Annotated in this window: 25 protein-coding genes; 16 read left to right on the top strand and 9 right to left on the bottom strand. The window is 70.1% G+C overall.

Annotated features, from left to right (window positions below; all coding sequences use genetic code 11):
- Position 1: 1 nt before the first annotated feature.
- On the top strand, positions 2-1354 hold the full coding sequence (locus ACIBI4_RS26515; RefSeq protein WP_399206553.1) for a PucR family transcriptional regulator: 1353 nt from the start codon (positions 2-4) through the stop codon (positions 1352-1354).
- Here ACIBI4_RS26515 and ACIBI4_RS26510 read toward each other — a convergent pair.
- Positions 1335-2096, bottom strand: a complete 762-nt coding sequence (locus ACIBI4_RS26510; protein WP_399206552.1) for an SDR family NAD(P)-dependent oxidoreductase — start codon at positions 2094-2096, stop codon at positions 1335-1337. The two genes, ACIBI4_RS26515 and ACIBI4_RS26510, sit on opposite strands and share 20 nt — an antisense overlap.
- Positions 2097-2317: 221 nt before the next feature.
- Between ACIBI4_RS26510 and ACIBI4_RS26505 the strand changes: the two genes are divergently transcribed.
- Entirely contained in the window at positions 2318-3208 is an 891-nt protein-coding gene (locus tag ACIBI4_RS26505; RefSeq protein ID WP_399206551.1) for a bile acid:sodium symporter family protein, read from the top strand.
- A gap of 76 nt (positions 3209-3284) precedes the next feature.
- The gene (locus ACIBI4_RS26500) at positions 3285-4658 is read left to right on the top strand and encodes a DUF1254 domain-containing protein (RefSeq protein WP_399206550.1); all 1374 of its coding nucleotides are present in this window, start codon (positions 3285-3287) and stop codon (positions 4656-4658) included.
- A gap of 75 nt (positions 4659-4733) precedes the next feature.
- On the opposite strand, the gene ACIBI4_RS26495 is transcribed toward ACIBI4_RS26500, so the two are convergent.
- Entirely contained in the window at positions 4734-4943 is a 210-nt protein-coding gene (locus ACIBI4_RS26495) for a DUF6243 family protein (protein ID WP_399206549.1), read from the bottom strand.
- A gap of 232 nt (positions 4944-5175) precedes the next feature.
- Between ACIBI4_RS26495 and ACIBI4_RS26490 the strand changes: the two genes are divergently transcribed.
- Together ACIBI4_RS26490 and ACIBI4_RS26485 are read left to right on the top strand one after the other, a co-directional pair.
- Positions 5176-6180 carry an aldo/keto reductase gene (locus ACIBI4_RS26490; protein ID WP_399206548.1) on the top strand — a complete coding sequence of 335 codons (1005 nt, stop codon included), beginning with the start codon at positions 5176-5178 and terminating at the stop codon, positions 6178-6180.
- A gap of 24 nt (positions 6181-6204) precedes the next feature.
- The gene (locus tag ACIBI4_RS26485) at positions 6205-6801 is read left to right on the top strand and encodes a TetR/AcrR family transcriptional regulator (protein WP_399206547.1); all 597 of its coding nucleotides are present in this window, start codon (positions 6205-6207) and stop codon (positions 6799-6801) included.
- A gap of 21 nt (positions 6802-6822) precedes the next feature.
- Here the strand turns inward: ACIBI4_RS26485 and ACIBI4_RS26480 are convergent, their stop codons facing one another.
- Both ACIBI4_RS26480 and ACIBI4_RS26475 read right to left on the bottom strand, forming a co-directional pair.
- Positions 6823-7047 carry a hypothetical protein gene (locus ACIBI4_RS26480; protein ID WP_399206546.1) on the bottom strand — a complete coding sequence of 75 codons (225 nt, stop codon included), beginning with the start codon at positions 7045-7047 and terminating at the stop codon, positions 6823-6825.
- A 173-nt stretch (positions 7048-7220) separates the two neighbouring features.
- Positions 7221-8603 (bottom strand): glycine--tRNA ligase, encoded by a 1383-nt coding sequence (locus ACIBI4_RS26475; protein WP_399206545.1) that lies wholly within the window; start codon positions 8601-8603, stop codon positions 7221-7223.
- 175 nt (positions 8604-8778) lie between these two features.
- Between ACIBI4_RS26475 and ACIBI4_RS26470 the strand changes: the two genes are divergently transcribed.
- From ACIBI4_RS26470 to ACIBI4_RS26455, 4 genes are all read left to right on the top strand, one after another.
- Positions 8779-9783 (top strand): metal ABC transporter substrate-binding protein, encoded by a 1005-nt coding sequence (locus ACIBI4_RS26470; RefSeq protein WP_399206544.1) that lies wholly within the window; start codon positions 8779-8781, stop codon positions 9781-9783.
- Between the two features lie 11 nt (positions 9784-9794).
- On the top strand, positions 9795-10577 hold the full coding sequence (locus tag ACIBI4_RS26465) for a metal ABC transporter ATP-binding protein (RefSeq protein WP_399206542.1): 783 nt from the start codon (positions 9795-9797) through the stop codon (positions 10575-10577).
- Entirely contained in the window at positions 10577-11470 is an 894-nt protein-coding gene (locus ACIBI4_RS26460; RefSeq protein ID WP_399206541.1) for a metal ABC transporter permease, read from the top strand. Before ACIBI4_RS26465 ends, ACIBI4_RS26460 begins: the two co-directional genes overlap by 1 nt.
- 89 nt (positions 11471-11559) lie before the next feature.
- Positions 11560-11970, top strand: a complete 411-nt coding sequence (locus ACIBI4_RS26455; RefSeq protein WP_399206540.1) for a Fur family transcriptional regulator — start codon at positions 11560-11562, stop codon at positions 11968-11970.
- Positions 11971-11981: 11 nt separating this feature from the next.
- On the opposite strand, the gene ACIBI4_RS26450 is transcribed toward ACIBI4_RS26455, so the two are convergent.
- The 3 genes from ACIBI4_RS26450 to recO form a co-directional block, all read right to left on the bottom strand.
- A complete protein-coding gene (locus tag ACIBI4_RS26450; RefSeq protein WP_399206539.1) occupies positions 11982-12524 on the bottom strand; it encodes a hypothetical protein in 543 nt (180 codons plus the stop codon).
- A gap of 62 nt (positions 12525-12586) precedes the next feature.
- Entirely contained in the window at positions 12587-13423 is an 837-nt protein-coding gene (locus tag ACIBI4_RS26445) for an isoprenyl transferase (protein ID WP_399206538.1), read from the bottom strand.
- A 16-nt stretch (positions 13424-13439) separates the two neighbouring features.
- Entirely contained in the window at positions 13440-14189 is a 750-nt protein-coding gene (gene recO, locus ACIBI4_RS26440; protein ID WP_399206537.1) for a DNA repair protein RecO, read from the bottom strand.
- Positions 14190-14290: 101 nt separating this feature from the next.
- On the opposite strand from recO, the gene ACIBI4_RS26435 reads away from it, so the two are divergent.
- The gene (locus tag ACIBI4_RS26435) at positions 14291-14719 is read left to right on the top strand and encodes a hypothetical protein (RefSeq protein ID WP_399206536.1); all 429 of its coding nucleotides are present in this window, start codon (positions 14291-14293) and stop codon (positions 14717-14719) included.
- Here ACIBI4_RS26435 and ACIBI4_RS26430 read toward each other — a convergent pair.
- Entirely contained in the window at positions 14688-16700 is a 2013-nt protein-coding gene (locus ACIBI4_RS26430; protein WP_399206535.1) for a beta-galactosidase, read from the bottom strand. The genes ACIBI4_RS26435 and ACIBI4_RS26430 overlap by 32 nt on opposite strands.
- A gap of 28 nt (positions 16701-16728) precedes the next feature.
- A complete protein-coding gene (locus ACIBI4_RS26425) occupies positions 16729-17448 on the bottom strand; it encodes a FadR/GntR family transcriptional regulator (RefSeq protein WP_399206534.1) in 720 nt (239 codons plus the stop codon).
- A 317-nt stretch (positions 17449-17765) separates the two neighbouring features.
- Between ACIBI4_RS26425 and ACIBI4_RS26420 the strand changes: the two genes are divergently transcribed.
- The 6 genes from ACIBI4_RS26420 to ACIBI4_RS26395 all read left to right on the top strand — a co-directional run bounded on the left by ACIBI4_RS26420 (position 17766) and on the right by ACIBI4_RS26395 (position 25354).
- On the top strand, positions 17766-19403 hold the full coding sequence (locus ACIBI4_RS26420; protein ID WP_399206533.1) for an ABC transporter substrate-binding protein: 1638 nt from the start codon (positions 17766-17768) through the stop codon (positions 19401-19403).
- Between the two features lie 63 nt (positions 19404-19466).
- Positions 19467-20426 (top strand): ABC transporter permease, encoded by a 960-nt coding sequence (locus ACIBI4_RS26415; protein WP_399206532.1) that lies wholly within the window; start codon positions 19467-19469, stop codon positions 20424-20426.
- Complete coding sequence (locus tag ACIBI4_RS26410) at positions 20426-22573, top strand: dipeptide/oligopeptide/nickel ABC transporter permease/ATP-binding protein (RefSeq protein WP_399206531.1); 2148 nt, start codon at positions 20426-20428, stop codon at positions 22571-22573. The genes ACIBI4_RS26415 and ACIBI4_RS26410 overlap by 1 nt, the downstream gene beginning before the upstream one ends.
- Complete coding sequence (locus ACIBI4_RS26405) at positions 22570-23643, top strand: oligopeptide/dipeptide ABC transporter ATP-binding protein (RefSeq protein ID WP_399206530.1); 1074 nt, start codon at positions 22570-22572, stop codon at positions 23641-23643. Before ACIBI4_RS26410 ends, ACIBI4_RS26405 begins: the two co-directional genes overlap by 4 nt.
- Positions 23640-24566 (top strand): dihydrodipicolinate synthase family protein, encoded by a 927-nt coding sequence (locus ACIBI4_RS26400; protein WP_399206529.1) that lies wholly within the window; start codon positions 23640-23642, stop codon positions 24564-24566. The genes ACIBI4_RS26405 and ACIBI4_RS26400 overlap by 4 nt, the downstream gene beginning before the upstream one ends.
- 170 nt (positions 24567-24736) lie before the next feature.
- Positions 24737-25354, top strand: a complete 618-nt coding sequence (locus tag ACIBI4_RS26395; protein ID WP_399206528.1) for a hypothetical protein — start codon at positions 24737-24739, stop codon at positions 25352-25354.

The following is a 25354-nucleotide window of genomic DNA, read 5'->3' as shown; positions in this document are numbered from 1 at the left end:
GATGACCGCACGTGCCGCCGACCCGGCCGAGATCGACCGGCTGGCCCTGGCCCGGGTGCGGAGTGTGGCGAACGAGATGCCGCCGCAGCTCGACGACTTCGCGCGCAGCCTGGAGGTCCTCTTCTCCAAGCGCATCACCGAGCTGAACGGCGACCCGACGCTCCACGAACTGCTCTCCGGGAGCAACCTGAGCAATCTGGAGACCTTCACCGGCGTGGTGCGCTACGGGATATCCACGGAGGAACTGACCGCCCCCGCGGCCGCCGAGGAGTACGCCCGCAGACTGGCCCGGCAGGGCATCGCCTCGACCGCGCTGGTCCGCGCCTACCGGCTCGGCCACCAGGAAGTCGTCCGGTGGTTCATGAACCGGATCGCGCACACCGAGCCGGACCCACGGGTCTCCTTCGCCGCCGGCCGGCTCGTCACCGACATCGCCTTCCGCTACATCGACGCGGTCTCCGAGCAGGTGGTGGCGGTCTACGAGGCCGAGCGCGAGCAGTGGCTGTCCCACCGCAGCACGGTGCGCGCCGCCGCCCTGCGGTCACTGCTCGACGGCGACCCGGTCGAGATGTCCGTGGCCGAGGCCGCGCTGGGACACCGGTTGCGGCAGTGGCACGTGGGCGCGGTGGTGTGGGTGGCCGGACCGGGCGCGGCCGGCAACGGTCCATACCGCTTCGAGGAGTTGCTCGGCTCCGTCACATCGCTCGCCGGGGCGTCCGGGACACCGCTGTTCGTACCGCAGAGCCGGGACACCGGCTGGGGATGGATACCGCTCGGAGCAAGCGCGCAGGCCCCGGACCCGGACCAGGTGGCGGAGCTCGCCCGCCGGGCGGGCCCGGGCGTGCGCATCGCGCTGGGCTCCCCCGCCGCCGGCGCGGACGGCTTCCGGCTCACCCACACCGAGGCCCTGCGCGCCTGCAGCGTGGCCACCTCGGCAGCCGAACAGGCACGTGTGGTCACCTCGTTCACCGATTCCGGGGTACGTACGGCGGCGCTGCTCGCCGGCGATCCGGAGGCGACCAGGCGGCTCGTCGCGCAGGCGCTCGGCCCGCTCGCCGATGACACCGTGGCGGCGGCCAGGCTGCGCGAGACCCTGCGGGTCTTCCTGGCCGAGCACCACAGCTATGTGGCCACGGCCCGCCTGATCCACCTGCACAAGAACACGGTCAAGTACCGGGTGGACAAGGCGGTCGAGGCACGCGGCCGGCCGCTCGACGACGAGCGGCTCGAGCTCGAACTGGCGCTCACGGCCTGCCACTGGCTCGGCGGCACGGTCCTGCGGAGCGTGCCGTCCGAGTCCGGCGGTTCGGCGGAGCGGCTGTCGGCGGCGAGAGTCAGAACAGGCTCGCGGTGAGACCTCCGTCGACGACGTAGTGCGCGCCGTTGACGAACCGCGCACGGTCCGACGAGAGGAACGCGACAAGGTCGGCGATCTCGGCCGGCTCACCCTGGCGACCCTGCTTCATGGCGATCAGATCGTCGAACGGGATGGGTGAGATGCCGTTGATCGGTGCCACGAGCCGGTCGGCCATCTCGGTGGAGACGATGCCCGGGCAGACGGCGTTGACCCGGATGTTCGCCTGCCGCAGCTCGATGGCCGCGGTCTCGGTGAGCCGGATGACGGCGGCCTTGGACGCGCAGTAGGCGCCGAGCAGCGGGCCGCCACGGGTGCCGGCGATCGAGGCCATGTTGACGACCGTGCCCCCGCCCGCGGCGGCCAGAGCGGGCACGGCGGCCTTGATGACCCGGAAGGCACCGCCGGCGTTCACGTCGATGACCCGCATGAACTCGTCGTCGCCGAGCTCGGTGAGCGGCTTGGCGATCTCGATTCCGGCGTTGTTGACCACGAGGTCGAGGCCGCCGATGGCTTCCACGGCCGCCGCGACCGCGGCCGTGACCTCGCTCATGGAGGTCACGTCGCAACCGACGCCCACGGTGCCCTCGCCCAGCTTCTCGGCCGTGGCCCGGACACCGGCCTCGTTCACATCGGCGAGCACCACACGTGCTCCCGCCGCGGTCAGGCGCTCGGCGATCGCCCGGCCGATGCCCTGCGCACCGCCGGTGACCAGGGCACGGCGTCCGGTCAGATCTGTCATGGGTTCCTCCTGCTGCGGGTGGGGACTGCTGTCCGCCGCGAACGCTAGGAAGACCACGGGAGCGGGCTCTTGGCGCGAGCACACGAGCGGAGGCCGGTCTTTCGTCGTCCCGTACCAATTCGCCGGACCCGGCTCGTTGCCTACGGTGCGACAACTTGCCGGACCGGGCGGCGGGTCAGTCCGACACCGGCCGGCCCCGTCTCACCGCCGGAGCTGAGCCGATGAATACCGTGATCACCGATGTGTTCCTGCCCGCCGCCCTCGCGGTGGTGATGCTGGGCCTGGGCATCTCCCTCACCCTCGACGACTTCCGGCGGGTGCGGAAACACCCGAAGGCCGTGGCCGTCGCGCTCACGCTCCAGCTCCTGGTCCTGCCCGCGCTCTGCTTCGGGCTCGTCGTCCTCTGGGACCTGCCGCCGCTGCACGCCGTCGGCATGATGCTCCTCGCCGCCTCGCCGGGCGGCACGGTGGCCAACATCTTCTGCCACCTCTTCCGCGGCGATGTCGCCCTGAGCATCACGCTGACGGCCGTGAACTCGGTGATCGCCGTGGTCACGGTGCCGCTCGTGGTGAACTTCAGCCTCGACCACTTCCACCCCGTCCTCGACGACGGCGCCGTGAGCCTCCAATTCGGCAAGCTCCTCCAGGTGTTCGCGATCGTCCTGGTCCCGGTCGCGGCCGGGATGCTGCTGCGTAACGCACGCCCGGTGCTCGCCGAACGCCTCGACCGCCCGGTCCGCACGGTCTCCACCGCAGTCCTGGCGCTCGTCGTCCTCGGCGCGGCCTGGAGCGAACGCGCCAACCTGGGCTCGTACTTCGCCGAGATCGGCGTGGTCGCCCTGCTGTTCTGTCTGGGCAGTCTGGCCATCGGCTTCGTGGTGCCCCGCGCGCTCGGCGTCGTGAAGGGCCAGGCCATCGCCTCGTCGTTCGAGATCGGCGCCCACAACGCGACGCTCGCGATGACCCTCGCGATCACCACCCTGGGCAGCACCGCCCTCGCGGTGCCCGCGGCTGTCTACGCCCTCATCATGATCCCGGCCACGGCGGCCTTCGGCCGGCTCCTCACCTCGCGGTCCGCCCCCGCACCCGCCGTCGCCGCCGACCCGTCCTGACGACCGAGACGGCGCGGCCGGCGAACCCGCGACTTCCGATCCCCCGCACACGAAGCCACGTAGAGACGAGAGTTCCATGGACTTCCCTTCCGGTCCCCTGGCGGGCACGAAGACGAGCGACGCGTATCTCACCGCCCTGGGGCGTGTCGCGTACCTCTGGGGGTGGCCGCTGGTCAACATGCACAACCGGCTCTCGGTCATGGAGCAGTTGCCCGCCCCCGGCCTGCTGGCCGGCACAGTCCCGGCAGGCCCGCCCGGAACACTGGGCATGCTGTGCGACTACGTCCGGCCGGAGCAGCGCATCGTCGCCTCCCCCAACCAGGACACGGTCTACGGTTTCGGCCTCCTCGACGCCGAACGGGGCCCGTCGGTCCTCCAAGTCCCCGACCTCGGCGACCGGTTCTGGGTGATCCAGCTGGTGAACCAACGCACGGACTCCTTCGCCCGTCTCGGCTCCCCCTACGGCACCCGTCCCGGCCACTATCTGGTGGCCCCTGTCTCCTGGGACGGTGAGGTACCCGCGGGCATCGTGGAGGTCGTCCGGTACGACACCCGGACCGGTGCCGTGGTGCCACGGCTTTTCATGGACGACACGGATGCGGACCGTGCGGCCGTCCTCCCGGTCGTCGAACAGCTCGGCATGTACCCATTGGCGGAATACGACGGGACGGTGAAGCGGACCGACTGGTCGGCCGTGCCGAGTTTCGGCGAGGCGGACACGACGAGCGGCGAGACGCCCTGGGTCGACCCGGATCGATTCTTCGACCAGCTGAGCACGGTGATGGACGAGGTCCCGCCCCTGCCCGGCGAAGAAGCCCTCTACGCCTGGTTCCGCTCCTTGCTCACGACGGCCGCCTCGCACCCCGCGGCTGCGAAGACCCTCCGGCAGGCTGCCCGCGACGCCGACACCGACCTCGTCACCGACCTCTTCCAGTACCGGAACATAGGGCTGCCCTCCGCGCATCACTGGACGACCCAGCGCAACGGCGCGTCCTTCGGCACCGACTACCTCTCCCGTACCGCCATGGGCAAGGCGAACATCTTCGTCAACCCGCCGGAGGAGACCGCGTATTACTACCTGGACCTCGACGCCGACGGAACCCGCCTGAACGGCGCGCACGCCTACACCGTGACCTTCGCCGCCGACGCGATCCCGCCGGTCAAGGGCTTCTGGTCACTGACCCTGTACGACGAGCACCACTTCTTCCACCCCAACGAACTGGACCGCTTCTCGCTCGGCACGAAGAACAAGGACCTGCACACCGAGCCCGACGGCTCACTCGTCCTCGCCGTCGGCGGCCCCCGCCCCACGGACGCGGCGCGGGCGGCGAACTGGCTCCCCGCCCCGGACGGCGACTTCTGCCTGTACCTGCGTGCCTACTGGCCCGAGGCCGAGATCCTGGACCAGAGGTGGACACCGCCTCCGGCGGTACGGGTGGGCCCGGCCTGACAAGGAGGCCATGCCCCCCATCACCATGGCAACGGCCCGCAACCCCCTTGGGATTGCGGGCCGTCGGCGTGGGCGTCAGCTCTTGTCGGCGCCTTCCTGCTGCGCGCCGCCGGCCTCCGGGGCCCCCTGCGCACGCTCCTGCATCTTGCGGACGAGCTCCTGCTTCAGCTCTTCGGCCGTCTTGCGGTCGTTGGCGCGGGAGGTCGCCGCTCCGGCGTCGTTCCTGCGGGACAGCTTCTTTCGCTGTCCGCCCACGCCGAGGAGGTTGTTACGGCTCTTGGCCACGGGTGATTCCCATCAGGTGAGAGGTGGATGCGGTCGAGGGACGGGTACGGGCCCGTCTGCTCTCACTCGTAGATCGGGAGATGGAAGTACATGGGGGCGACGGTAGCGGAGGGCGGGTGGTGGGTGCACCGGATTTAGCCCATGGCGCATGACAGATGACAACTGACAGATATTGAAATCTGTCAGTTGTCATGCCAAGCTGGTGCCACACCCCCTCCAGAAGGAGCCCCTCATGCGCACCACCACCCTCGGCACCACCGGCCCGCAGACCTCGGCCCTCGGTCTCGGCTGCATGGGCATGTCCGCGTTGTACGGGGACGCCGACCGCGCCGAATCCATCGCCACGATCCACGCCGCGCTCGAAGCGGGCATCACGCTGCTCGACACCGGTGACTTCTACGGGATGGGCCACAACGAGCTGCTGATCAACGAGGCGCTGCGCACCGCCCCGGCCGCCCACCGCGAACAGGCACTCACCAGCGTCAAGTTCGGCGCCCTGCGCACGGTCGAGGGCGGCTTCACCGGCTACGACGGCCGGCCGGACGCGGTCAAGAACTTCGCCGCCTACTCGCTGCAGCGCCTGGGCACCGACCACATCGACATCTACCGGATCGCCCGCGTCGACCCCGACGTCCCGATCGAGGAGACCGTCGGCGCCATCGCGGAGCTGGTCGAGTCCGGTCACGTACGGCACATCGGGCTCTCCGAGGTCGGCGCCGGGACACTCCGCCGGGCCGCGGCCGTCGCGCCCATCTCCGATCTGCAGATCGAGTACTCGCTGATCTCCCGCGGCATCGAGGCCGAGATCCTGCCGGCCGCGCGGGAGCTGGGCATCGGCATCACGGCGTACGGGGTCCTGTCCCGCGGCCTGATCTCCGGGCACTTCACACGTGAGCGCAAGCTCGCCGCGAACGACTTCCGCGGGATGAGCCCCCGTTTCCAGGGCGAGAACCTCGACCGCAACCTCGGCCTCGTGGACGCGCTGCGCAAGATCGCCGAGCAGAAGGGTGCCACGGTCGCGCAGACCGCGATCGCCTGGGTCGCAGCCCAGGGCACGGACATCGTCCCGCTCGTGGGCGCCCGCACCCGCACGCGTCTCGCCGAGTCCCTCGGCTCCCTGGACGTGACGCTGGACGCGGCCGACCTGGCCGCCATCGCCGAGGCCGTCCCCGCGGGCGCCGCGGCCGGCGAGCGCTACCCGGCGAACCAGATGGCACACCTCGACAGCGAGCGCTGACGGCCCCCCGGGTACGGTTCCGGCATGGCCACCGAAACGCTGACCGCCGAGCGCATCCTCGCCGCGACCGAGGACGTGCTGCGCGCGTACGGGCCCACGAAGGCGACCGTCGTCGATGTGGCCCGTGCGCTCGGCGTCAGCCACGGCAGCGTGTACCGCCACTTCCGTACGAAGGCGGCGCTGCGCGAGGCCGTCACCAAGCGGTGGCTGGACCGCACCACCGACGAGCTGCTCCGCATCGTCGAGGACGGCTCCGCCACGGCCGAGGACCGGCTGCGGCGCTGGAACATCCACCTCTTCGCGGCCAAGCGCGCCAAGGCCGCCGCGGACCCGCAGCTCTTCGCCACGTACGAGGTGCTGCTCCGCGAGAACAGCGCGACGGTCGACGAGCACATCGCGGATCTCGTGGGCCAGCTGACGGTCGTCCTCCGAGCCGGCCTCGACAACGGCGAGTTCACCCTCGCCTCCGCCGGGGCGGCGCGCGGCGCCCGCGCGGTCTTCGACGCGACGGTCCGCTTCCACGACCCGCTGTACGCGGCGCAGTGGGAGCTGCCCGGCATCGAGCAGGAGCTGGACGCCGTACTCGATCTGCTGCTGTACGGGCTGCGGGTCCGGGACTGAGGTCTGCCCGTTCCCGGGGCGTCACTCTTCCCGCGCCCGCTCACCGCCTGAAGGATCCACCGTCGCCTGATGGTCCCCGGCCAGGTGCTCCTCCGCCTTGAGCCACGGCAGGAACTGGGCGCTGCGGCGCCAGCCGCATGTGCCGCAGACGAGGATGCGCTGCACCCCCGACTTGCTGACCTGGACGGTGTGTTCGCGGCCGTGCTGGTCCCAGCGGCTGACCTTGCTGGTGGTGATGGACGGCATCCGTGCCTCCTGGCACATCCGACACTGGCGGCATCGAGCGCCGCCCAGTGTGCAGCATCCGCAACATCAACAGGGCCTGCCGTACGGGATGTTCACCACTCGTTGCCCACGGAACGCACGAACCCCCAGCTCCCGGAGGAGGGAGCTGGGGGTTCGCGTCAACCGGTGGTGACTCAGCAGCCGACCAGGCGCTGGGCCAGGTAGCCCTCGATCTGGTCGAGCGAGACGCGCTCCTGCTTCATCGAGTCGCGCTCGCGGACGGTGACCGCGTTGTCGTCCAGGGTGTCGAAGTCGACCGTCACGCAGTACGGCGTGCCGATCTCGTCCTGGCGGCGGTAGCGGCGGCCGATGGCGCCCGCGTCGTCGAAGTCGATGTTCCAGTTGGCGCGCAGCGCCTGGGCGAGGCCCTTGGCCTTCGGCGAGAGCTCCGGGTTGCGCGAGAGCGGTAGCACCGCGACCTTCACCGGGGCGATGCGGTGGTCGAAGCGCATGACCGTGCGCTTCTCCATCTTGCCCTTGGCGTTGGGCGCCTCGTCCTCGAAGTACGAGTCGAGCATGAAGGCGAGCATGGTGCGGCCGACACCGGCCGCGGGCTCGATGACGTACGGCGTGTACTTCTCGCCGGCCTCCTGGTCGAAGTAGACAAGGTCCTGGCCGGAGGCCTTGGAGTGCGCCGAGAGGTCGAAGTCGGTGCGGTTGGCCACGCCTTCGAGCTCACCCCACTCCGAGCCGCCGAACTGGAAGCGGTACTCGATGTCGGCGGTGCGCTTGGAGTAGTGGGAGAGCTTCTCCTGCGGGTGCTCGTACCACCGCATGTTCTCCTCGCGCAGGCCCAGGCCGGTGTACCAGTTCCAGCGCTGCTCCATCCAGTACTCCTGCCACTTCTCGTCCTCGCCCGGCTTGACGAAGAACTCCATCTCCATCTGCTCGAACTCGCGGGTGCGGAAGATGAAGTTGCCGGGCGTGATCTCGTTGCGGAAGGACTTGCCCATCTGGGCGATGCCGAACGGGGGCTTCTTGCGCGCGGTCGTCTGCACCTGGGCGAAGTTGGTGAAGATGCCCTGGGCGGTCTCGGGACGCAGGTAGGCGACCGAGCCGGTGTCCTGGGTCGGGCCGAGGTGCGTGGCGAGCAGACCCGAGAACTGCTTGGGCTCGGTGAACTGGCCCTTGGTGCCGCAGTTGGGGCAGTTGATGTCCGCCAGGCCGTTCTCCGGGGTGCGGCCCTTCTTCTCCTCGTACCCCTCGATGAGGTGGTCGGCGCGGTAGCGCTTGTGGCACGAGGTGCACTCGGTGAGCGGGTCGGAGAAGGTCGCGACGTGGCCCGAGGCCTCCCAGACCTCGGTGGCCAGGATCACCGAGGAGTCGATACCGACGATGTCCTCGCGCGAGGTGACCATGTAGCGCCACCACTGGCGCTTGATGTTCTCCTTGAGCTCGACGCCCAGGTGTCCGTAGTCCCAGGCGGCGCGCTGACCGCCGTAGATCTCACTGCAGGGGAAAACGAAGCCACGGCGCTTGCTCAGGCTGACGATGGTGTCGATCTTGTCGGCGGCCACGGTGCTCTCTTCATACGACGGCGAAGAGCGCGCTGGATACGCGCTCTGGAGCGAATGCTTCAGGTTACCGGCGGGGGCCACCCCCGGATCAAATCGGTTCGCTGCCCGGACGAGGGCTATGCCCCGGCCTGCGCTTTGTTGACAATCGTTTCCATCTTTGATGAAAATGAGTGTCATGAACGTACGACGCCGCTCCTCTCGCAGCCGCCTCATAGCCACCGCCGCCGCCACGACCGCCGGTCTGCTCGCCCTGTCCGCGTGCGGCAGCTCGGACGCGGCCGACGGCAAGGGCGGCAAGCTCGACGTCGTGGCGTCGTTCTATCCGATGCAGTACCTCGCCGAGCAGATCGGCGGCGAGCACGTGAACGTGGACACCCTGACCGAGCCGGGCGTCGAGCCGCACGACCTGGAGCTCAGCCCGAAGCAGACGGTCGACCTCGCGAACGCCGACATGATCCTCTACCTCAAGGATCTGCAGCCCGCCGTCGACAAGGCCATCGGCCAGTCCGGCGTGAAGAACACGATCGACGCCGCCACCCTCACGGAGCTCGAGGAGCACGGCGCCTCCGAGGACCACGAGGGACACGACCACGAGGGCGAGGACGCCCACGGCGACGAGGGCCACGGCGAAGAGGGCCACTCGCACGAGACCGAGTCCGGCGCGGACCCGCACATCTGGCTCGACCCCGTGAAGTACGCCGAGGTCGCCGAGGGCGTGGGCGAGGCCCTGCAGAAGGCCGACCCGGACCACGCGGCCGCGTACAAGAAGAACACCGAGGAGCTCGTCGGCAAGCTCGAAGCCCTCAACAAGGACTTCACGGACGGCCTGAAGAACACCGAGACCAAGACCTTCATCACCACGCACGCCGCGTTCGGCTACCTCGCCGAGCGCTACGGCCTGGACCAGGAGGCCATCTCGGGCCTGTCCCCCGAGGCCGAGCCCAGCCCGGCGCGGATCAAGGAGCTGCAGGAGACCGCCGAGCACGACAAGGTCACCACGGTCTTCTTCGAGACGCTCGCCAGCGACAAGACGGCGAAGACGCTCGCGAGTGACACCGGTCTCAAGACCGACGTCCTCGACCCCCTCGAGGGAATTACCGACAAGTCCAAGGGCGCTGACTACCTCGAGGTCATGCGGTCCAACCTCACGGCGCTGCAGTCCGCACTCGGCGCGAAGTGAGCCACCCGGCCATGGAACACACGGAGGCGCGAGCCATGGATCCCGTCATATCCCTGCGCGAGGCGCGGGCCACGCTCGGCTCGCGTCCCGTGCTGCGCGGTGTCGACCTGACCGTGCACCGCGGTGAGGTCGTGGCGCTGCTCGGCGCCAACGGCTCCGGGAAGTCCACGGCCGTACGCTCCGTCATCGGCCAGGTCTCCCTCAGCGGCGGCTCGGTCGAGCTGTTCGGCACGCCGCTGAAGCGGTTCCGGCAGTGGGGCCGCGTCGGATACGTGCCGCAGCGCACCACCGCCGCGTCGGGCGTCCCCGCCACGGTGCGCGAGGTCGTCGCCTCCGGGCGGCTCTCGCGGACGAAGCTGCGGCTGCCCTCGAAGGCGGACCGGGCCGCGGTCGACCGGGCCATCGAGCTCGTGGGCCTCGCCGACCGGACCAAGGACTCGGTGAACGCGCTCTCCGGCGGACAGCACCAGCGCGTCCTGATCGCCCGCGCCCTCGCCGCCGACCCCGAGCTTCTGATCATGGACGAGCCGATGGCCGGGGTGGACCTGGCCAGCCAGGAGATCCTCGCCGCCACCCTGCGCGACCAGGTCGAGCGCGGTACGACCGTGCTGCTCGTCCTGCATGAACTCGGCCCCCTGGAGCCGCTGATCGACCGCGCCGTCGTCCTGCGCGACGGCTGCGTCCTGCACGACGGGCCGCCGCCGAAGGCCGTCGGCCAGCACGCGCTGCCCGGCCACGACCACGTCCATCCGCACTCGGCCGCCGAGCCGATCCGCACGGGATTGCTGACCTGATGTTGGAACTCCTCCAGAACCCCTTCATGCAGCGGGCGCTGATCGCCGCCGTGCTGGTCGGCATCACCGCGCCCGCGATCGGCATCTACCTGGTGCAGCGCCGACAGGCCCTGATGGGCGACGGCATCGGCCATGTCGCGATGACCGGCGTCGGCCTCGGCTTCCTGCTCTCCACCAACCCGATCTGGATGGCGACGCTCGTCTCCGTCCTCGGCGCCGTCGTCATGGAGCTGATCCGCTGGTACGGGAAGACGCGCGGCGACATCGCCCTCGCCATGCTGTTCTACGGCGGCATGGCGGGCGGTGTGATGCTGATCAACCTGTCCGACGCGGGCTCCAACGCCAACCTGACCTCGTACCTCTTCGGCTCGCTCGCCTCCGTCTCGGACTCCGACGTGACGGCGATCGTGCTGCTCGCGGCTTTCGTGGTCCTCGTGACGGTCGGGCTGCGGCGGCAGCTGTTCGCGGTCAGCCAGGACGAGGAGTTCGCCCGGGTCACAGGGCTTCCCGTCCGCGTCCTCAATCTCCTGATCGCCGTGACCGCGGCGGTCACCGTGACCGTGGCGATGCGTGTCGTGGGTCTGCTCCTGGTCAGCGCCCTGATGGTGGTGCCGGTCGCGGCGGCCCAGCAGATCACCCGCTCGTTCAAGGTGACGTTCGTCCTTGCGGTCGCGATCGGTACGGCCGTGACGCTGGCCGGGACCGTGACCTCGTACTACCAGGACGTGCCGCCCGGAGCGACGATCGTCCTGATGGCCATCGGCGCCTTCGTCGTCCTGACCGCGCTGGCGACCCCGCTCGCGCGGCGGCGCGCCAAGGCGCTGCGGGCGGCGGAGGACGTGTCGTGCGGTGTGCCGTCCGCGCGCGAGTCCCGCGAGGAACTGGCCGTCTGAGCCGTGCCGCGGCCCCCGTCACGTAAGGCATGCCTTACGTGACGGAGCAACCTGGCACAATGGCCCGGAGCATTCGTGAGGAGGCCCCTGTGACAGCGCCCGTACGCGGCCGGTCGACCCGGCAGCGCGCCGCCGTGGCGGCGGCTCTCGACGAGGTGGACGAGTTCCGCAGTGCGCAGGACCTCCACGACATGCTGAAGCATCGCGGCGAGTCCGTGGGTCTGACCACGGTCTACCGCACGCTCCAGTCCCTGGCGGACGCCGGCGAGGTGGACGTCCTGCGCACCGGCGAGGGCGAGTCGGTCTACCGCCGCTGCTCCACCGGCGAGCACCACCATCACCTGGTGTGCCGGGTGTGCGGCAAGGCGGTCGAGGTGGAGGGCCCGGCGGTGGAGAAGTGGGCGGAGGCGATCGCGTCGGAGCACGGCTTCGTGAACGTCGCCCACACGGTGGAGATCTTCGGGACTTGTGCGGAGTGTGCGGCGGCGGCGAAGGGCTGACTGCGGTCTCTTCAGGCGCGGCTGATGTGCCGGTCGAGGAGCGACCTCAGGGCGTCCACGTCGGCGGCGGGCTGGATGCCGCGCTTGGGCAACGCGATCACGCAGGCCGCCTTCTTGTCTCCGCTGAGCAGCACGAACACGTCGCGGGTCTCGGCGTAACGCGGAGTCGCGCCCCAGGTGTTGTGCCCCGAGGCCGTGTCGTGTGCGGCGGTGAGGCCGGACGCGTCGATGGTGACCCTCTGCAGGCCTTGTCGAGCGATCAGCTTCTGCCACTGGTGGCCGAGCAGCACTGGATGGCCGTAGACCGAGAACGCCAACCAGACCATCCAGCCGAGCAACGCCCCGGTGAACCAGTCGAGCCGCCCGCTGTCCAGCAGCCCCATCGCCACCGCGGTACCGCCGATCGCGAAGGCCACGGGCGAGAGCCTCCGCAGCCAGCGCATGGACGGCACCGCGCCCGCGCGCGCTCTGAACGCCTGCGCCATTTCGTCGCGGGTCGGCACGTACACCAACTCGACCCGCTCCCCCGCCGACACGTCCATCCGCTCTTCCACGGATCCCTCCCCAGGGTCTCGACCATGATCGAGGAGAGGGTATCCAAGCGGTCAAGCGCAGCTCAGCGCTGCTGACCGCCCTCCAGCGACATCAGGACCTCATTGGGCGTCGCACCCCCGAACCGCCGGTCCCTGGACGCGTACTCCACGCACGCACGCCACAGATCCCGCCGGTCGAAGTCCGGCCACAGGACGTCCTGGAAGACCATCTCCGCGTACGCCGACTGCCACAGCAGGTAGTTGGACGTGCGCTGCTCCCCGCTCGGGCGCAGGAACAGGTCCACGTCCGGCATGTCCGGGTAGTACAGATACTTCGCGAAGGTCTTCTCCGTGACCTTGGACGGGTCGAGCCGCCCGGCCCGCACATCCTCCGCCAGCGCCTGCGCCGCGTCCGCGATCTCCGCACGGCCGCCGTAGTTCATGCAGAAGTAGAGCGTCAGCTTGTCGTTGTCGACCGTCTGCTCCTGGGAGATCTCCAGCTCCCGCGCGACCGACTTCCACAGCTTCGGCATCCGCCCGACCCACCGCACCCGCACGCCCAACGCGTCCAGCTGGTCACGGGTCTTGCGGATGAAGTCGCGGTTGAAGTTCATCAGGAAGCGCACCTCGTCGGGCGAGCGCTTCCAGTTCTCCGTGGAGAAGGCGTACAGCGAGATGCTCCCGACGCCCATCTCGATCGCACCCTGAAGAACGTCGAGCACCCGCTCGGCGCCGACCTTGTGGCCCTCGGTGCGCGGCAGTCCGCGCTCCTTCGCCCAGCGGCCGTTGCCGTCCATGACGATCGCCACGTGACCGGGCACGAGCTCGCCCGGGAGCTTCGGCGGGCGGGCGCCCGACGGGTGCGGCTCCGGCGTCACGTACTCGCGCCGATTGCGCCCCAGAATCCCGCGTCGTGCCATCTGTTCTCTCGCTCCCCTAGCTCTTTTCCACGTAACGCAGGGAGCGCAGCCCGCGTTCCAGATGCCAGTGCAGATACGCCGACACCAGTCCGCTGCCCTCCCTCACATGCCTCGCCTCGGAGGCGTCCGCCGTCGCCCAGTCCCCGGTGAGCAGGGCGCCGAGCAGGGCGATGGCCTCCGCAGACGGTACGACACTTCCCGGGACGCGGCACTCGGCGCAGACGACGCCGCCGGCGCCGACGGAGAAGAACCGGTTCGGCCCGGGCATTCCGCACTTCGCGCAGTTGTCGAAGCTGGGTGCGTACCCGTTGACGGCGAGCGAGCGGAGCAGGAACGCGTCGAGGATCAGGTTCGGCGCGTGCTCCCCGGCGGCGAGCGTCCGCAGCCCGCCGACGAGCAGCAGATACTGCTGCACGGCCGGCTCGCCCTCGTGATCGGTGAACCGTTCCGCCGTCTCCAGCATCGCCGTACCGGCCGTATAGCGGGCGTAGTCCGTCACGATCCCGCCACCGTACGGAGCGATGGTCTCACTCTGCGTACACAACGGCAGTCCGCGGCCGATGAGTTCGCTGCCGCGCGCGAAGAACTGCACGTCGACGTGCGAGAAGGGTTCGAGGCGCGCCCCGAACTTCGACTTGGTCCGCCGCACACCCCGGGCCACGGCCCGCACCCGCCCGTGCCCGCGCGTGAGCAGCGTGATGATGCGGTCGGCCTCACCCAGCTTCTGGGTGCGCAGCACGATGCCGTCATCACGGAACAGACTCATGCAGTCATTGTCGCCTACGGGAGCCGGCCGCCGGAGGCGACTGCCGACTCCTGAGTACGTGTACGGATGTGATGCCGATCCTTCGTCGCTTCACTGAAGAAATGGGCACTCACGACAAGGACCCCCGCACCGACGCCGAACTCCGCGCCGACTGGGCCCACGCCAACGACCTGGACAAGCCCGTCACCGCCGGCCCGGACGATCCGTCCTCCGGAGTCGCGGCCATGGCGGCCGCCACCACGATCCTGGTCCTGCTCCTGGCCCCGGTGGCGTTCTTCTTCGCCGCGCTCTCCGTCATGGCGACGGACAGCTGCGGGCCGGACGACTGCTCCGCGGCGCTGGAGTTCACCCTGTCCGTGATCTACACAATCCTGCCCGTCGGCGGCTTCTTCTCCCTCGTCGCCCTCGTCCTGTGCTGGGTGCTGCCCTGGCGGGTGCGGTTCGACGTGTGGCGGAGGTGGGCGGCGTTGGTGGCGGTGGCGCCGCACGTGGTGCTGATCATGCTGGTCCTGACGCTTCCCGAGGGGTGAGGTCGCCGGTCGGGTCCCGTTCCACCCGGACCTCGCCCCGCCCATAGTCGTACACCACATACAGCCGCGTACCATCCGCCGCGATCCTCGTGCGCGCCTGCTCCCCCGGAGCCGGCCCCGGCAGGACCGGCCGTACGCCGGTCTCCGTGCGGATGCGGTCGACGAGGGTGCGCAGGGTCGTGGGGTCGGGGGTCGTGGCCAGGTACCACGCCGCGCCTTGGCCGAAGGAGTGGCGGGTGGCGGCCGGGCGGCCGTCCGCGAAGGTCAGGACCGGCTCCGCGCCTTCCAGGATCACGTCCTCCGACCACAACGAGCCGGTGCCTTCGGAGAGTTCCACGCCGGCGTCCTGCGGCAGCGGGTCGAACTCGTCGACGTGCAGGCCGAGCAGCTCGCAGAACGGGGCCGGATAGCCGCCCAGGTGGACGCGGTCGCAGGGGTCCGTGATGCCGGAGAAGTAGGACATCAGGACGGTGCCGCCCGCACGGACGTACGCGGTGATGCGCTCGGCGGTCGCCGTGCTCACCGAGTAGAGGTGCGGGACGAGGAGCAGGGAGTACGGGGTGAAGTCGGCGTCGACCGGTACGACGTCGCACGCCACCGAAGCGTCATACAGCGGCTTGTGCAGCGCGCGGGCGCCGTCGAGGAGTCGCACGTCCGCGCTCGGGTGTGCTTCCTGTTCCAGGGCCCACCAGTTGGGCCAGTCCAGCACCAAGGCCGTCTGCGCGCGCTCCGGCCGGGATCCCAACAGATCGGGATACGCGGCGAGTTCGGCGCCCAGCTCCGTGACCTCGCGGAAGATGCGGGTGTCGCGGCCGCCGTGCGGGACCATCGCCGAGTGGAACTTCTCCGCGCCGCCGCGCGAGGCGCGCCACTGGAAGAAGAGGACGGAGTCCGCGCCGTGGGCGATGGCCTGCCAGCTGTCGAGGCGCATCCGGCCCGCGGGCTTGCGGCCGTTGCGACGGCGCCAGTTGACGGCGGACGGGGCCTGTTCCATGAGGAGCCAGGGGTCGCCGTTCTTCAGGCCGCGCAGGACGTCGTAGGAGAAGGCCGTCTCGTGGACGGAGTCGGGATCGTGCGGATCGGGATACGAGTCGTACGAGACCACGTCCATTTCGCGGGCCCAGCGGAAGAGGTCGAGGGTGGGGGCCAGGGGGACGAAGTTGGTGGTGACGGGGATGTGCGGGGCGAGGCGGTCGAGGACCTCTTTCTCGGCGCGGTAGCAGGCGAGGAGTTCGTCGCTGGAGAAGCGGCGGTAGTCGAGCTGCTGGGCCGGGTTGCGGAAGGAGGGAGCCGTGCGCGGGGTGTGGATCTCGTCGAAGGAGCCGTACCGCTGGGACCAGAAGGTGGTCGACCAGGCCTCGTTGAGGGCCTCGACCGACTCGTAGCGCTCACGGAGCCAGATACGGAACGCCTCCGTCGAGACCTCGCAGTGGCAGTGGCGGGAGATGTGGCAGCCGTACTCGTTGCCGATGTGCCAGAGCGCGAGGGCCGGGTGGTGTGCGTAGCGCTTGGCGAGCTGTTCGACGAGGCGGGTCGCGAGCCGGCGGAAGACGGGGCTCGACGGGCACCAGTGCTGGCGGGAGCCGGGGTAGAGACGGGTGCCGTCGTCGAGGACCGGGAGGGTTTCGGGGTGCAGACGGGCCAGCCAGGGCGGCGGGGAGGCCGTCATCGTGGCGAGGCAGACGGCGACTCCGTCGTCCGCGAGGCGGTCCAGGTGCTCGTCGAGCCAGTCGAAGTCGTAGCGGCCCGGGGAGGGTTCGGCGCGGGCCCACGAGAAGATGCCGACGGTCGCGAGGTTCACCCCGGCCTCGCGCATCAGCTCGCTGTCCTCGGCGTGGACCTCGGGGCCCCACTGTTCGGGGTTGTAGTCGCCGCCGTAGGCGAGGGAGCCGAGCTTGCCGTGGAAGTGGGATATGCGGCCGGGCAGGGTGGGCAGGTCGGTCGGGTCAGTCGAGTCAGTCGGGTCGGTCGGGTCGGTCACGATGGCTCCAACGGTGCGGTGCGGACGTTCACTTCACGCCGAGCGTCCCCTGCCACGCCCGCGCCTCGATCCCCCGGAAGTGGTCGGCCATCGCCCGCTGCGCATGGCCCACGTCGCGGGCGCGGAGCGCCGTGAGGATCTCGCGGTGGCGGCGGGCCGTGACGGCGGGCGCCGGGTCGCGGGCCCAGCCGCGGACGCCGGCCACGCGGTGGAAGACGTTCCAGAAGGCGGCGAGCAGCTGCGGCACGAGCGCGTTGCCGAGCGAGACGTAGAGCGCCTCGTGGAACTCGCGGTCGATCTCGGGGAAGACCTCGCCGAGCCGCCCCTTCTCCTCCATCCGCTCGACGATCGCCTCCAGGGCGGCCAGTTCGTCGTCGGTGAGGGTCTCGGCGACGCGGCGGATGAGGCCCTCTTCCAGGACCTCTCTGACCTGGAGGATCTCCCCCAGCGCGTGGGTGTCGTCGTCGATCTGGGCGAGTGTGCGGAAGGTGAGGCCGTCGACCAGGGGGGTCAGTGAGGCCTGGCCGACGTACGTCCCGTAGCCGTGTCGGATCTCGACGATGTCCAGGGCCTGCAGTGCCTTGAGCGCCTCGCGCACGGAGTTGCGGCTGACGCCGAGCGATTCCATCAGCTCGGACTCGGTCGGCAGCGCGGCGCCTGGGCGCAGCCGGCGGTCGAGTATCAGCTGCATGATCTCGCGCCGGATCTGGCCGCCGACGCGTCGGCGGCCCACAAGGTCCTCGGACATGGCGGTCAGGGTAGACCCGCGGGACATCCCACGTCCCACCTCGTGCGCCAACTTTCCGAAATGGAGAGGAACTCGCAGGTCAGATGACATCCGGCCATCTCTTCTGACGTCTAGACCTCTGGTCAACTTCCGTTTCGTCCCGGCGATTCGGGCGATCCCTGCGCGAACTCTTGACCGTCCCGTACGGCGCTCCTATGGTCACGCCAGTCCATGACGTAGGACGTCCAATCTCCACCCTTCGACGTTCCTCGACACGCCTCGACACCCCCCACCCGCCCCGACATCCCCCGAACACCCCAGACCCCGCCGGAGGAACCGTGAGCGACGTGACCCAGGGATCGGCCTTGCACCGCCGCTCCTTCCTGAAGTACACCGGCGCCCTGGGCGTGGCCGCCGGTATCACGACAACGCTGTCCGCCTGCTCGGGCGGACCGAAGTCCACCAACGAGACGGGCGGTGGCGGCAAGGGCGGCTCGACGACGCTCACCGCGGTCATCGGCTACGGCAACGACGGCAGTTGGGACCCGACGCAGACCGCGTCCGCGTTCGCGATGGCCGGCAACCACCACATCTACGAGGGTCTGCTCGACACCGACCCGATCACCCGCGAGCCCTACCCGGCGCTCGCCACCGAGGCGCCCGCCGATCTGAACGCCACCACCTGGAAGTTCACCCTGCGCGAGGGCGCGAAGTGGCATGACGGCAAGCCCGTCACGGCCGATGACGTGGTCTTCGTCTTCGACCGGATCCTCGACCCGAAGACCGCCACGCTCGCCAAGGGCTTCTTCGCGAGCTGGCTGAAGGAGGTCAGGAAGGTCGACGAGAAGACGGTCGAGCTGCACCTCAAGTTCCCGTTCCCGGACGGCGCCGCGCGGCTCACGCTCGCGAAGATCATGCCCAAGCACGTCTTCGGCCAGGCGGGTGCCTGGGACGAGGCGATGAAGGGGACGAAGGTCGTCGGTTCGGGTCCGTACAAGATGACCTCGCACCAGCCCAAGACGAACACCACCTTCGAGGCGTTCGCGGACTACAACGGCCCGCGCAAGGCCGCGTTCAAGAAGATGAACTGGCTGACGATCGTGGACGCCGCGCCCCGCGTCGCCAAGATCTCCGGCGGCAGCGCGGGCGCGCAGATCGCGGACAACATCCCGTACGCCAACATCGACCAGCTCAAGAAGGACGGGCTGACGGTCGAGGGCGGGGCCGGGATGAACAACCTGTTCCTGATGTTCAACACCAAGCACAAGCCGTTCGACGACATCCGGGTCCGCCAGGCGCTGCACTACGCGATCGACAAGGAGAAGATGGTCGAGGTCGCGCTGCGCGGCCACGGCAAGCCGGCCACGTCCTTCCTCAACGAGGACAACCCCACGCACCGCCCCGCGAAGACGGTCTACGGATTCGACCCCGAGAAGGCGAAGAAGCTCCTGAAGGAAGCGGGCGTCTCCGGGCTCAAGATCGACCTGATGGCGGTCAACGTCAGCTGGATCGTGGACTGTCTGCCCACCATCAAGGAGGGCTGGGACGCGATCGGCGTGGAGACCACGCTGCAGCCGCAGGAGACCACGGCCGTCTTCACCAAGCTCGATCAGAAGCGGGACTTCCAGGTGGTCGCCGCGGCCTCGAACCCCAACCAGTTCGGCCTCGATGCCGACCTGATCATGCACTACAACTACGGGCCGCAGAACCTGTGGTCGACCACGTACTCGAAGTGGGCGTCGAGCTCCGAGGCCAAGCAGCTCTTCAAGCTGATGGACAAGGCCACGGAGGAGGGCGACCCCGCGAAGAAGAAGCAGATGACACAGGACTACATCGACATCGTCGCCGAGAACGCGGTCCTGTACCCGGTCGTGCACACCGAGCTGATGACGGCCTGGGACCCCGACAAGCTCACGGGGATCGAGCCGCAGGCGTACCCGGGGATCAATCTGCTCAAGGCCAAGTGGGTCAAGTGAGCAGTGGGTCAAGTGAGCCCCGCCCGAAGGACCATCTGCACCAAGTGAGTTGAGGAGCACCACGTGGCCGCGATAGCCAGAATCCTGGCCCGCCGCATCGCCCTGCTCGTGCCGCTGCTGCTCGGCGTGATCCTGTTCGTGTTCCTGGTGATGCGGTTCTCGGACGCCGATCCGGCCTCCGCGTTCTTCCAGGGAGCGAACCCCACGCCCGAGCAGCTGCACGAGTTCCGCGAGGAGCACGGGCTGCTCGACCCGTTGCCCGTGCGCTACATGGCGTTCGTCGGCGATCTGCTGCAAGGGGACATGGGCACGAGCGCGCTGCGCAGCACGCCCGTGTTCGACGAGATCAGCACCGCGCTGCCGCTCACCCTGCAGCTGACGTTCATGGGTCTGGCCATCGCGCTCGTCCTGGGCACGGTCTTCGGTGTCACGGCCGCGATCTACCGGGACAAGTTCCCCGACCAGGCGATCCGGGTGATCTCCCTGGTCGGGGTCGCGGCTCCCGGCTTCTGGCTGGCGCTCCTGATGATCCAGTACCTGGCGGTGGGGGCCGGCTGGTTCGAGTCCGGCGGGTACGTGAACCCGGCGGACTCGTTCTCCGGCTGGCTCAAGTCCATGACGCTGCCCGCGTTCTCGCTTTCCCTGCCGATCGCCGCGCAGCTCACCCGGATCGTGCGCACGGCCGTCGTCGAGGAACTCGACAAGGACTACGTACGGACGGCGATCGGCAGCGGTCTGCCGCCCGTCGTCGTAGTCGGGCGCAATGTGCTGCGCAACGCGCTGATCAACCCGCTGACGGTGCTCGGTCTGCGCGTCGGGTACCTGCTCGGCGGCGCGGTGGTCACCGAGCAGATCTTCGCGCTGCCCGGCATGGGCACGCTGATGATCGACGCGGTCAAGAACGGCGATCCGGCCGTCGTGCAGGGCGCCGTGCTCACGGCCGCGATCGGCTTCCTGGTGATCAACCTCGTGATCGACATCCTCTATCTCCTGGTGAACCCCCGCCTGAGGAGCGCCGCCTGATGCCCAGCACGCACAAGGACCGTCAGAACGAGCGCCCTGGGCTGGTGGGGCGTCTCGGGGTCACCCGGCGGGCCGGTCTGACGGCCGTGCTGTCCCGGCCGGGTGTCCGGCTGCGCGGTTTCCGGCGGATGCCGCTGCGGTCGCGCTTCGCGATCGGGGTGCTCGCCGCCATCGCCTTGATGGCGGTGTTCGCCGGGATCCTCGCCCCGCACGACCCGCTCGACCAGGCCACGCGCGTGGGCGGCGACGGCGCGCCGTCCGGCGGGCACTGGCTCGGACAGGACCACCTGGGCCGCGACATCCTCAGCCGGCTGATGTACGGGGCCAGGATGTCGCTGCTCATCGGGCTCGGCGCGACCCTGCTCGGCCTCGTCGCGGGCGCCGTGATCGGGGCGGTCGCGGCGACCTCGCGCAAGGCCGTCGACGAGTTCCTGATGCGCTGCCTCGACGTGGTGATGGCCTTCCCCGGGATCGCGCTCGCGGCTGTCCTCATCGCCGTGTTCGGCGGCGGGGTCCCCGTCCTGATCTGCACGATCGCCTTCCTCTACACCCCGCCGATCGCCCGCGTCGTACGCGCCAACGTCCTCGATCAGTACGGCGAGGACTACGTCACCGCGGAACGCGTCATCGGCGCCCGCACCTGGCACATCGTCGCCAAGCACGTGGCCGTCAACTGTGCGGCGCCGATCCTGGTGTTCTGCACGGTGCAGGTCGCGGACGCGATGGTCTTCGAGGCCTCGCTCTCCTTCCTCGGCGCGGGCGTGCGGCCGCCGGACCCGTCCTGGGGCAACGTCATCGCCGACGGCAAGAACCTCGTGCTGATCGGCGGCTGGTGGGCGACCTGGTTCCCCGGGCTGCTCATGGTGATCACGGTCCTGGCCCTGAACATCCTGTCCGAGGGCGTCTCCGACGCGTGGGCCGCCCCGGTGGCCCGTGATGTCCCGGCGAAGAAGGCGCGCTCCGAGGACAAGCTGGAGGCCGCCGAGGCCGGCACCGGCGAGGTCCTCGGCCTGCCCGGTCTGACGGAGGCCGCCGCGCGGCTGCGGGAGAGGGCGCGCCCCCTCCCGTCCGGCGAACCGGTCCTGTCCGTAAAGGACTTGGCGATCGGCTTCGACCAGCGGCACGACGGCATCGACATCGTCGACGGCATCAGCTTCGAGGTGCGTCCCGGTGAAGTCCTCGGCCTTGTGGGCGAGTCGGGCTGCGGCAAGTCGCTGACGGCGCTGACCGTGATGGGGCTGGAGCCCAAGGGGGCGCGGGTCCGCGGCTCGGTCTCCTTCGACGGGCAGGAACTGCTCGGCCTGCCGATGCGCGCGCGCCGCCGTCTCCTCGGTCACGACATGGCGATGATCTATCAGGACGCGCTGTCGTCCCTGAACCCCGCCATGACGATTCGCGCCCAGCTCAAGCAGGTCGTACGGCGAGGAGGGGCCCGGACCGCGGAGGAACTCCTGAAGCTGGTGGGCCTCGACCCCGAGCGGACCCTGCGGAGCTATCCGCACGAGCTGTCCGGCGGCCAGCGCCAGCGCGTCCTGATCGCGATGGCCCTGTCCCGCAACCCGAAGCTGATCGTCGCCGACGAGCCGACCACCGCGCTCGACGTGACCGTGCAGGCACAGGTCATCCAGCTGCTGCTGCGGCTGCGCGAGGAGCTGGGCTTCGCGCTCATCCTCGTCTCGCACGACCTGGCGCTCGTCGCGGACGTCACCGACCGGGTGGTGGTGATGTACGGCGGGCAGATCGTGGAGGCCGGGGTCACCGCCGACCTCGTCGAGGCGCCCTCGCACCACTACACGCGTGGGCTGCTCGGGTCCGTGCTCTCGCTCGAAGCGTCGGCCGAGCGGCTCACCCAGATCAAGGGGGTCGTGCCGTCGCCCGCGGACTTCCCGGCCGGCTGCCGCTTCGCGGACCGCTGTCCGCTCGCGAGCGAGCTCTGCCGCACCACCGCGCCCGGGCTCACCGGCGCGAGCCGTGCCCACGAGGTCGCCTGCCACCACCCCGCGGTGGCGCTGACGGTGCCCGCTCCCCGTACCGACGGAGTGGGCGGCACCGCCGTCGCCGGAACAGAGCAACCATCCGCCCGCGCCGAAGCCACCGACCCTGCCGAATCCACCGAATCCGCCGAAGGAAGCGAGGCCGTCAAGTGACCGGTGCCACCGAACCGTTGATCTCGCTGACCGGCACCCACGTCGTCCACAAGGCGCGCTCCGGTGGTCTCTTCTCGCGTGATCGGGTGTACGCGCTGACGGGCGCCGACCTCGCCATCGCGCCCGGTGAGACGGTCGGCGTCGTGGGCGAGTCGGGCTGTGGCAAGTCGACGCTCGCGAAGGTGCTCGTGGGGGTGCAGCGGCCCACGGAGGGCACGGTCGCCTTCCGCGGCCGCGACCTGTGGGCGATGAAGCCGGCCGAGCGGCGGGCCGCGATCGGCACGCACACCGGGATGATCTTCCAGGATCCGTCCACGGCCCTGAACCGCCGGCTCACCGTCCGCCAGATCCTGCGCGACCCGCTGGACGTCCACCGACGGGGCACCGCCGCCCAACGCGAGGCGCGGGTACGGGAGTTGATGGTGCTGGTCGGCCTGCCCAAGGTGCTCGCGGACGGGCTGCCCGGGCAGCTCTCCGGCGGGCAGCGGCAGCGCGTGGCCATCGCGCGCGCCCTGGCCCTGGAGCCTGACCTGATCGTGGCGGACGAGCCGACCAGCGCGCTCGACGTCTCCGTGCGCGCGCAGATCCTCAATCTGCTGCTCGATCTGAAGGAACGCCTGGGTCTGGCCCTGGTGTTCGTCTCGCACGACATCCAGACCGTGCGCCGGATGAGCGACCGCGTGATCACCATGTACCTCGGCCGGATCGTCGAGGAGTCCCCGGCCGACGTGGTGCTCAGCGGCGCACGGCACCCGTACACGCGCGCCCTGTTCTCGGCGACGCCCGGACTGCTCGCGCCGATCGACCCGATCCCGCTGGTCGGCCCGGTCCCTTCGGCGACCCGGCCGCCGTCCGGCTGTCCGTTCCGTACGCGCTGCTGGAAGGCGGACGCGCGGTGCGCCGAGGCGATGCCCGAGGTCACCGACGCGGTGCCGGCCGGCCACCGCTTCCGCTGCCACCACCCGGTGGACGACGCCCAGTCGACCCAGGACCTCGTCCTGCAGGCCGCCGCCACCGCACCGGCCGCACCACCTGTGAACACCCCCTCCGCCGCCAAGGAGACCCGATGACACTCCCCGCCCCGCTGACCGGTGTCGTACCGCCCGTCTGCACGCCCCTGACACCGGACAACGAGGTGGACACGGCCTCGCTCACCCGTCTCGTGGACCATCTGGTGTCGGCCGGGGTCGACGCCCTGTTCGTGCTCGGCTCGTCGGCCGAGGCCGCGTATCTGCCGGACGCCCAGCGCCGTACCGTCGTGGAGACGGTCGCGGGCCATGTGGCGGGTCAACTGCCCGTTCTGGCCGGTGCGATCGATATGACGACGCTGCGAGTCAACGACCATGTGGACGCGGTGACGGCGGCGGGCGCGGACGCGGTGGTCGTCACCGCGCCCTTCTACACCCGCACCCACCCGGCCGAGATCTCCCGCCACTTCCGCGCGGTCGCCGCCCACTCCCCCGTCCCCGTCTTCGCGTACGACCAACCGGCGTCCGTTCCACTCAAGTTGAGCCCGGGCCTGGTGATCGAGCTGGCGCAGGACGGGGTGATCGCCGGGCTCAAGGACTCCAGCGGCGACGAAGGCGCCTTCCGCGCCTGTCTGATGGGCACGCGTTCGCTGCCCGGCTTCTCGGTCCTGACCGGCTCGGAGCTCACCGTCGACTCGGCGCTCGCGATGGGCGCGCACGGCGTGGTGCCCGGCCTCGGCAACGTGGACCCCGAGGGGTACGTCCGGCTCTACCGGTACGCGAAGGCAGGCGACTGGGAGCGCGCGCTCGCCGAACAGGAGCGGCTGTGCGCCCTGTTCGGCATGGTCGAGGCCGGCGACCCGGTCCGCATGGGCCGCTCGTCGTCGGCGCTCGGCGCGTTCAAGGCCGCGCTCCGGCTGCGGGGCGTCATCGACACGGCGACGACGGCGGTTCCGCAGATCCCGCTGTCGGCGCAGGAGGTGGAGCGGGTGGGGAAGCATCTGGCGACGGCGGGGCTGCTGTAGGGGGCTGCGTCAGAGGTACTCGTACTCATCCCGTGGGCTCACGAGCCCGGTGACGCTCTGCCACCTGGAGCTGATCCGGGTTCCGTCCGCCGGGCGACGTCCCGGGCGTGCACGGCTGTGACAGTTGAGATCGCTCGAACAAGCGACAACTGCACATCCGAGGAGCACGCATGACTGTCACCGTCGACCATGCCGGCGCGTCCACCGCACACGCCCCGCAAGGGCGGCTGCGCGCCGCCTGGAAGCGGGCGCACACGCCGGTGCCGGGTGTCCCGCGGTGGGCGCGGATCGCGGCCTACGCCATCCCGTTCACCGTGCTTCCCTCCGGTGTGTGGCGGATCATGACCGTCATCTTCCACATCGGCGACGAGGCCACGCACGGGCGGGGCCAGCTCCCGGACTGGCTGCCCGGGCCGGTGTACATCGTCGCGCTGTCGATCCTGTCCGAGCTCCTCGCCTTCACGGCCGTCGGTCTGATCGCCGTGTGGGGCGAGGTCGTACCGCGGTGGATCCCGCTGCTCGGCGGCCGCAGGGTGGCGCCGCTCGCCGCGATCGTGCCCGCCGCGCTCGGCGCCCTGGTCCTGACGGCCATGTGGACCGCCGCCTACGTCACCGAGCTGTTCGGCGTCACCCTCCAGGGCAGACCGCTGCCCGCCGACTCCCCCACTGTGGCGCTGGACGGCTGGGAGCTCGTCTTCTTCCACGCCACCTACATGCCGCTCCTCCTGTGGGGGCCGCTCCTGGCGGCGGTCTGCTTCGCGTACGGGCGTCGGCGCCGCACCTGGTAG

The sequence above is a fragment of the Streptomyces sp. NPDC050418 genome, from assembly GCF_044458745.1.
GTDB lineage: Bacteria > Actinomycetota > Actinomycetes > Streptomycetales > Streptomycetaceae > Streptomyces.
This window is presented reverse-complemented; position numbering and strand designations above follow the sequence as displayed.